Annotated in this window: 6 protein-coding genes; all 6 read left to right on the forward strand. The window is 60.7% G+C overall.

Annotated features, from left to right (window positions below; translation table 11 throughout):
• The first annotated feature begins 119 nt into the window (after positions 1 to 119).
• Complete coding sequence (iolD, locus tag PMI35_RS07540) at positions 120 to 2,051, forward strand: 3D-(3,5/4)-trihydroxycyclohexane-1,2-dione acylhydrolase (decyclizing) (protein WP_008063520.1); 1,932 nt, start codon at positions 120 to 122, stop codon at positions 2,049 to 2,051.
• Between the two features lie 42 nt (positions 2,052 to 2,093).
• A complete protein-coding gene (locus PMI35_RS07535) occupies positions 2,094 to 3,119 on the forward strand; it encodes a Gfo/Idh/MocA family protein (RefSeq protein WP_008063524.1) in 1,026 nt (341 codons plus the stop codon).
• 107 nt (positions 3,120 to 3,226) lie between these two features.
• On the forward strand, positions 3,227 to 4,276 hold the full coding sequence (locus tag PMI35_RS07530) for a Gfo/Idh/MocA family protein (RefSeq protein WP_032831924.1): 1,050 nt from the start codon (positions 3,227 to 3,229) through the stop codon (positions 4,274 to 4,276).
• A 159-nt stretch (positions 4,277 to 4,435) separates the two neighbouring features.
• Positions 4,436 to 5,362 carry a sugar ABC transporter substrate-binding protein gene (locus tag PMI35_RS07525; RefSeq protein ID WP_008063528.1) on the forward strand — a complete coding sequence of 309 codons (927 nt, stop codon included), beginning with the start codon at positions 4,436 to 4,438 and terminating at the stop codon, positions 5,360 to 5,362.
• A 69-nt stretch (positions 5,363 to 5,431) separates the two neighbouring features.
• Positions 5,432 to 6,997 carry a sugar ABC transporter ATP-binding protein gene (locus PMI35_RS07520; RefSeq protein WP_008063529.1) on the forward strand — a complete coding sequence of 522 codons (1,566 nt, stop codon included), beginning with the start codon at positions 5,432 to 5,434 and terminating at the stop codon, positions 6,995 to 6,997.
• Between the two features lie 56 nt (positions 6,998 to 7,053).
• Positions 7,054 to 8,076 carry an ABC transporter permease gene (locus tag PMI35_RS07515; RefSeq protein WP_008063531.1) on the forward strand — a complete coding sequence of 341 codons (1,023 nt, stop codon included), beginning with the start codon at positions 7,054 to 7,056 and terminating at the stop codon, positions 8,074 to 8,076.
• Positions 8,077 to 8,308: the final 232 nt, after the last annotated feature.

An 8,308-nucleotide genomic window follows, 5' to 3' on the forward strand; every position in this document is an offset into this window, starting at 1 on the left:
CCCCGTAGGAGCTGCCGAAGGCTGCGATCTTTTGATTCTGTTTTTAAAGATCAAGATCAAAAGATCGCAGCCTTCGGCAGCTCCTACAGGGATTGGATGTGCATTTGGAAGGATCGAACATGACCACAACAAGACTGACCATGGCCCAGGCCCTGGTGAAATTCCTCGATAACCAGTACATCGAGGTCGATGGGGTCCAGAGCAAATTCGTCGCCGGGATCTTTACCATCTTCGGCCACGGCAACGTGCTGGGCCTGGGCCAGGCCCTGGAACAGGACAGTGGCGACCTGATCGTCCATCAGGGCCGCAATGAGCAAGGCATGGCCCATGCCGCCATCGGGTTCGCCAAGCAGCATCTGCGACGCAAGATCTACGCCTGCACTTCATCCGTGGGGCCGGGCGCTGCGAACATGCTGACCGCTGCCGCCACCGCGACCGCCAACCGCATTCCCTTGCTGCTGTTGCCCGGCGATGTGTACGCCTGCCGCCAGCCCGACCCGGTGCTGCAACAGATCGAGCAGTTCCATGACCTGAGCATCAGCACCAACGATGCATTCAAGGCGGTCAGCAAATACTGGGACCGCATCAACCGTCCCGAGCAGTTGATGACGGCAGCGATCCACGCCATGCGTGTGCTCACCGACCCTGCGGAAACCGGCGCCGTGACCCTGGCCCTGCCGCAGGACGTGCAGGCCGAGGCGTACGATTATCCCGATTATTTCCTGCAAAAACGCGTGCACCGCATCGAGCGTCGCCCAGCCACCGAAGCCATGCTTGGCGATGCACTGGCGTTGTTCAAAGGCAAGCGCAAACCGCTGATCATCTGCGGTGGCGGAGTCAAGTATTCGGGGGCCAACGCCGCATTGCAGGCCTTTGCCGAGCGCTTCGACATTCCTTTCGCCGAAACCCAGGCCGGCAAGAGCGCGGTGGTCTCCAGCCATCCGCTGAATGTGGGTGGCATCGGTGAAACCGGTTGCCTGGCGGCGAACCTGCTGGCCAGGGACGCTGACCTGATCATCGGCATCGGCACCCGCTACAGCGACTTCACCACTGCGTCGAAGTCCTTGTTTGCGCACCCCGGGGTGCAATTTCTCAACCTCAATATCAGCCCCTGCGACGCCCTGAAACTCGACGGCGTGCAATTGCTGGCGGACGCCAGAACCGGTTTGCAGGGATTGGGCGAAGCGCTGGGGGATTATCGCTCGAGCTGGGGCGATCAACCCCGCCAGGCCAAGGCGCAACTGGATGAGGAAGTCGATCGCCTCTATCAGGTGCAATACCAGGCCAAGGATTTCGTCCCGGAAATCAACGACCACCTGGACCCGGCCGTCCTGCGTGAATTCATCGAGCTGACCGGTTCCTGCCTGACCCAGAGCCGCGTGCTCGGCGTGCTCAACGAAACCCTGGCCGACGACGCCGTGATCGTCGCTGCAGCCGGGAGCCTGCCTGGCGACTTGCAGCGCAGTTGGCGCAGCAAGGGCGTGAACACCTACCACGTCGAGTACGGCTATTCCTGCATGGGTTACGAGGTCAACGCTGCGTTGGGCGTGAAACTCGCCGAGCCGGGTCGTGAGGTCTATGCGCTGGTGGGCGACGGCTCCTACATGATGCTGCACTCGGAACTGGCGACCTCGATTCAGGAGCGACGCAAGATCAACGTGGTGCTGCTCGACAACATGACCTTCGGCTGCATCAACAACTTGCAGATGGGCAATGGCATGGACAGCTTCGGCACCGAATTCCGCTTCCGCAACCCACAAACCGGCAAGCTCGATGGCGGCTTTGTACCGGTGGATTTCGCTATGAGCGCGGCGGCCTATGGCTGCAAGACTTACAAAGTGACCACCGTTGAAGAGCTGCAGGCTGCCCTGGCGGATGCGCGCTTGCAGACGGTGTCGACGCTGATCGATATCAAGGTTCTGCCCAAGACCATGATTCACGGCTACCTGTCCTGGTGGCGGGTCGGCGTGGCGCAGGTTTCCACCAGCGCCCGCACCGATGCGGTGGCCAAGACCCTGAACGAGCGACTGGCCAAGGCCCGTCAGTACTGATTGCCCCTGAAACCAACAACAAGTCTTCACAGGAGAATATCCATGTCATTGCTCTCTAATTCACTGCGGATTGGCGTTATCGGCACCGGGGCCATCGGCCAGGACCATATCCGTCGTTGCAGCCAGGCCCTGCTCAATAGCCAGGTCGTGGCGGTCACCGACATCAACCTGCAACAGGCGGCCAAGGTCGTTGCCGATTTGAAGCTGACCGCCGAGGTTTATCCCGACGGCCATGCGCTGATAAACGCACCGGAAGTCGAGGCGATCCTCGTGACCTCCTGGGGGCCGAGTCACGAAGAGTTCGTGCTGGCAGCGATTGCCGCCGGCAAGCCGGTGTTCTGCGAGAAACCGCTGGCAGTCACCGCCGAAGGTTGCCGCAAGATCGTCGAAGCCGAAGTGGCTTACGGCAAGCGGCTGGTACAGGTCGGTTTCATGCGCCCGTACGACGAGGGTTATCGGGCACTCAAATCAGTGATCGACAGTGGCCAGATCGGTGAGCCATTGATGCTGCATTGCGCCCACCGTAACCCGACCGTGGGCGAGAACTACAAGACCGACATGGCGATCACCGACACCCTGATCCATGAGCTGGACGTGTTGCGCTGGTTGCTCGACGACGACTACGTGTCGGTGCAGGTGGTGTTCCCGCGCAAGACCAGCAAGGCCCTCGCGCATTTGAAAGACCCGCAGATCGTGCTGCTGGAAACCGCCAAGGGCACGCGCATCGATGTGGAGGTCTTCGTCAACTGCCAGTACGGCTACGACATCCAGTGCGAAGTGGTCGGGGAGACCGGCATCGCCAAACTGCCGGAGCCGTCCCAGGTTCAATTGCGCAGCGGGGCGAAGCTGTCCAACGCGATTCTGATGGACTGGAAGGATCGGTTCATCGCGGCGTATGACGTTGAGTTGCAGGCGTTCATCGATGGCGTGCGGGCCGGGCAGGTTGGCGGGCCTTCGGCGTGGGATGGCTTTGCGGCGGCGGTGGCGGCGGATGCCTGTATCGAAGCACAAAATAGCGGCCAGATCGTAAAAGTAGGCCTGCCAGACCGCCCACACTTCTACGGCTAACCCCCCCCTGTAGGAGCGAGGCTTGCCCGCGAAGGGGCCCTCAAGATCGCTAAAAGCTTCGCGGGCAAGCCACGCTCCTACAGATCATGCGAACACAGGTATAAATGATGCGCATCGGACTTGTCGGATACGGCCATGGCGGCCGGTTTTTCCATGCCCCACTGATCAGCAGCTTGCCGGGTGCAACCTTCGTCGGTGTGGTCACCCGTTCAACCGAGCGGCGCCAGTTGCTGGCGGCAGAACACCCCGGCGTGCCGGCCTTCGACAGCATCGGCCAACTGGTCGAAGTCGGGGTCGATGTACTGGTGGTGTCCACGCCGCTCAAAGGGCGTCCGGCGCTGGTGCTCGACGCCATTGAACACAATGTGGCGGTGGTCAGCGACAAGCCGTTCGCCGCCGACGCGCAACAGGCGCAAACCCTGATCACCATGGCCGAGCGTCAGGGCGTGCAACTGAGCGTCTACCAGAACCGGCGCTGGGACTCGGACTTTCTCACCGTGCGCAAACTCATCGAGTCCGGTGCGCTGGGCCAGGTCAGCCGTTTCGAATCGCGGATCGAGCGCTACTCGCCGCAGTCGGTGAACAACGGCAGTGGCGGTGGTTGGCTGCGCGACCTGGGCAGCCATCTGGTGGATCAGGCGCTGCTGCTGTTCGGTCCCGTCACCCGGGTTTACGCCGAGCTGGAGTACCTGGAAAAAGGCCAGACGTTCGACAACGGTTTCTTCATGTCCCTGACCCATGCCAACGGTGTGATCTCGCATCTGGGCGGTAGTTGTCTGCAAAACACGCCCGGCCCGCGCTTTCGCGTGACCGGCACCCAGGGCTGCTACAGCGTCGACGGCCTGGACGGTCAGGAGGCGTCGGCCCTCGCCGGGCTCACACCGAAATCCGAAGGTGAACGCTGGGGCGTGGAAGAGCACCGGCGCTGGGGCTGGTTCGAGCAGGGCGAAGTGCGCGAAAGAATTTCCTCCGAGCGTGGTTGCTGGAATCAGTTCTATTTGCAGCTACAAACCGCGTTGCAGAGCGGTGGCCCACTGCCGGTGGACGCCCGTGATGCACTGGCGACCACCCGCGTGCTAGACGCTGCGCGGCTGAGTTCCGAGCGTCATCAGGTGGTGCAATTGAGCCCCTTCGAAAGTCATCGAACAAAATCATAATAAAATTCTAAAATCTGTTGATATGGAAAATATTTTCCAATAAAGTCATTTCCAGCGAACTGCCTCGCACCCGGCCCCAACTCTTTTCTCGCTTGTCCGCTTACTGAAATCGTCACGCCTTATCCATAAAACCAACAAGAATGTGGAGAAAGACCTTTCATGAAGACCAAGATCCGTTTCGCCTCACTCGCCTTGTCCCTGATGTTCGCCAGCGGCGCTGCACTCGCTGACATGAAGATCGGCGTCAGCATGTCGCAGTTCGATGACACCTGGCTGACCTACCTGCGTGAGTCCATGGACACAAAAGCCAAGTCCTATCCCGACAAAGTCCAGCTGCAGTTCGAAGATGCCCGCAGCGACGTGGTCAAGCAACTGAGCCAGGTCGAAAGCTTCATCAGCCAGAAAGTCGATGCCATCGTGGTCAATCCGGTGGATACGGCCGCGACCAAAAAAATCACTGAAGCTGCCGTGAAGGCCGGCATCCCGCTGGTCTATGTCAACCGTCGTCCCGATGACCTGAACCTGCCCAAGGGTGTGGTCACTGTCGCCTCCAACGACCTGGAGGCCGGTCAGATGCAAATGCAATACCTGGCCGACAAAATGGGCGGCAAGGGCGACATCGTGATCCTGCTGGGCGACCTGGCGAACAACTCCACCACCAACCGCACCAAGGGCGTCAAGGAGGTGCTGGCCAAGTACCCGAACATCAAGATCGAGCAAGAGCAAACCGGCATCTGGTCGAGGGACAAGGGCATGACCCTGGTCAACGACTGGCTGACCCAGGGCCGCAAGTTCGACGCGGTCGTCTCCAACAACGACGAGATGGCCATTGGTGCCGCAATGGCCCTGCAACAGGCCGGCGTGGAAAAGGGCAGCATCCTGATCGCCGGTGTCGACGGTACGCCTGACGGATTGAACGCGGTGAAGAAGGGGGCTCTGGTCGTGTCGGTGTTCCAGGACGCCAAGGGTCAGGCAGACGGTTCGATCGAAACGGCAGTCAAAATGGCCAAGAACGAAGCGGTAGAGCCGGCCGTCTGGGTGCCGTATCGCTTGATCACGCTGCAAAACGTTGACCAGTTCAAATAGTCCGTCCGTTCAATAACAACAATAAACACGCAAGGTGGCACCGCGACCTTGCTGATGGAGTACCTGATCATGTTCGCTTCAGCGACTGCTTCGAGCACCCCGTTGATGGGTGTGCAGCCAACCGCAACACCTGTCGATGAGCCGTACCTGTTGGAGATCGTCAACGTCAGCAAGGGTTTCCCCGGCGTGGTGGCCTTGTCCGACGTACAGCTGCGGGTACGCCCCGGTTCCGTGCTGGCCCTGATGGGCGAGAACGGCGCGGGCAAATCCACCTTGATGAAAATCATCGCCGGCATCTACCAGCCCGACGCCGGCGAACTGCGCCTGCGGGGCAAGCCGGTGGTCTTCGAAACGCCCCTGGCGGCGCTGCAGGCCGGGATTGCGATGATCCACCAGGAACTCAACCTGATGCCGCACATGAGCATCGCCGAGAACATCTGGATTGGTCGTGAGCAGCTCAACGGTTTCCACATGATCGACCACCGGGAAATGCACCGCTGCACGGCGAAGCTGTTGGAGCGCCTGCGCATCAACCTTGATCCGGAGGAACTGGTCGGCAACCTGAGCATCGCCGAACGGCAGATGGTCGAGATCGCCAAGGCAGTGTCCTACGACTCCGACATCCTGATCATGGACGAACCGACCTCGGCCATCACCGACAAGGAGGTCGCCCACCTGTTTTCGATCATTGCCGACCTCAAGAGCCAGGGCAAAGGCATCATCTACATCACCCACAAAATGAATGAAGTGTTCAGCATCGCCGACGAAGTGGCAGTGTTCCGCGACGGCGCCTACATCGGCCTGCAACGCGCCGACAGCATGGACGGCGACAGCCTGATTTCGATGATGGTCGGGCGTGAACTGAACCAGTTGTTTCCGCTGCGCGAGACGCCGATCGGCGATCTCTTGCTGTCGGTGCGCGACCTCAAGCTCGACGGCATTTTCAAGGACGTGTCCTTCGATCTGCATGCCGGCGAGATCCTCGGCATTGCCGGGTTGATGGGCTCGGGGCGGACCAACGTCGCCGAGGCGATCTTTGGCATCACCCCGAGCGACGGTGGCGAGATTCGCCTGGACGGTGAAGTGGTGCGCATTACCGATCCGCACATGGCCATCGAGAAGGGCTTCGCCCTGTTGACCGAGGATCGCAAGCTCAGCGGCCTGTTCCCGTGCCTGTCGGTGCTGGAGAACATGGAGATGGCAGTGCTGCCACATTACGCCGGCCACGGTTTCATCCAGCAAAAAGCCCTGCGCGCCCTGTGCGAAGACATGTGCAAGAAGCTGCGGGTGAAAACCCCGTCGCTCGAGCAATGCATCGACACGCTGTCCGGCGGTAACCAGCAGAAGGCCTTGCTGGCGCGCTGGCTGATGACCAACCCACGAATCCTGATTCTCGACGAGCCGACCCGCGGCATCGATGTCGGTGCCAAGGCCGAGATCTACCGGCTTATCTCCTACCTCGCCAGCGAAGGCATGGCGGTGATCATGATTTCCTCGGAGCTGCCGGAAGTGCTCGGCATGAGCGATCGGGTCATGGTCATGCACGAGGGCGACCTGATGGGCACCCTCGACCGCAGCGAAGCGACCCAGGAACGGGTGATGCAACTGGCCTCGGGCATGTCCGCGGTTCACTAATGGATGCCGGCGCTGGCGCGGCCAGCGTCGACGACGCGATAGAAGGGTGAGTTGTTATGAATGCGATACTGGAAAACAAGCCAGCAACGGTACCGGTCAAGAGTCGCCGGCGCTTTCCGACTGAACTGAGTATTTTCCTGGTGCTGATCGGCATCGGCCTGGTGTTCGAGGTGTTCGGCTGGATCGTGCGCGACCAGAGTTTCCTGATGAACTCCCAGCGGCTGGTCTTGATGATCCTGCAAGTGTCGATCATCGGCCTGCTGGCGATTGGCGTGACCCAGGTGATCATTACGACCGGCATCGACCTGTCGTCCGGCTCGGTGTTGGCGTTGTCGGCAATGATCGCCGCCAGCCTGGCGCAGACCTCGGACTTCGCCCGGGCGGTCTTCCCGTCGCTGACTGACTTGCCGGTGTGGATTCCCGTCATCGTCGGGCTCGGCGTCGGGCTGCTGGCAGGAGCAATCAACGGCAGCATCATTGCGATTACCGGGATCCCACCGTTCATTGCTACCCTGGGCATGATGGTCTCGGCCCGTGGCCTGGCACGTTACTACACCGAAGGCCAGCCGGTGAGCATGCTCTCGGACTCCTACACGGCCATTGGTCATGGCGCGATGCCGGTGATCATTTTCCTGGTGGTGGCGGTGATCTTCCATATCGCGTTGCGCTACACCAAGTACGGTAAATACACCTACGCCATCGGCGGCAACATGCAGGCGGCGCGTACCTCCGGGATCAACGTCAAGCGCCACCTGGTCATCGTCTACAGTATCGCCGGGTTGCTGGCGGGACTGGCAGGCGTGGTCGCTTCGGCCCGTGCCGCCACCGGCCAGGCCGGGATGGGCATGTCCTATGAGCTGGATGCGATTGCCGCCGCGGTCATCGGCGGCACCAGCCTGGCGGGCGGGGTAGGGCGCATCACCGGCACGGTCATCGGTGCGCTGATCCTTGGGGTGATGGCCAGCGGGTTCACTTTCGTCGGGGTCGATGCCTATATCCAGGACATCATCAAAGGCTTGATCATCGTGGTCGCGGTGGTCATCGACCAATACCGCAACAAGCGCAAACTCAAGCGCTGAATTTGACTGCAATACAGCGAGGGCCTGTTCTGGCCCTCGCTTCGCAATACCCCACTCCTGCAAAGCAAAATCTGCTTCTTATCGAATCCAGGCGATCAACTGTTGCATCCGGCAGCGGTCGCGGCCACCCAGGTTTTCGCCCTTACTGTAGGAGCCAGCGGTGCGGCGACCCGACTTGCCGGCGAAGGCGTCCTTATAGCCGACCTATATTTTTTGTCGGAGTACATATCCA

The sequence above is a fragment of the Pseudomonas sp. GM78 genome (assembly GCF_000282475.1).
Classification (GTDB): Bacteria; Pseudomonadota; Gammaproteobacteria; order Pseudomonadales; family Pseudomonadaceae; genus Aquipseudomonas.

Excerpts from the sequence above, each read along its gene's own strand:
- PMI35_RS07515 (WP_008063531.1), top strand. The coding sequence starts at position 7,054 with ATGAATGCGATACTGGAAAACAAGCCAGCAACGGTACCGGTCAAGAGT.
- PMI35_RS07535 (WP_008063524.1), top strand. The coding sequence starts at position 2,094 with ATGTCATTGCTCTCTAATTCACTGCGGATTGGCGTTATCGGCACCGGG.
- PMI35_RS07530 (WP_032831924.1), top strand. The coding sequence starts at position 3,227 with ATGCGCATCGGACTTGTCGGATACGGCCATGGCGGCCGGTTTTTCCAT.
- PMI35_RS07525 (WP_008063528.1), top strand. The coding sequence starts at position 4,436 with ATGAAGACCAAGATCCGTTTCGCCTCACTCGCCTTGTCCCTGATGTTC.
- iolD (WP_008063520.1), top strand. The coding sequence starts at position 120 with ATGACCACAACAAGACTGACCATGGCCCAGGCCCTGGTGAAATTCCTC.
- PMI35_RS07520 (WP_008063529.1), top strand. The coding sequence starts at position 5,432 with ATGTTCGCTTCAGCGACTGCTTCGAGCACCCCGTTGATGGGTGTGCAG.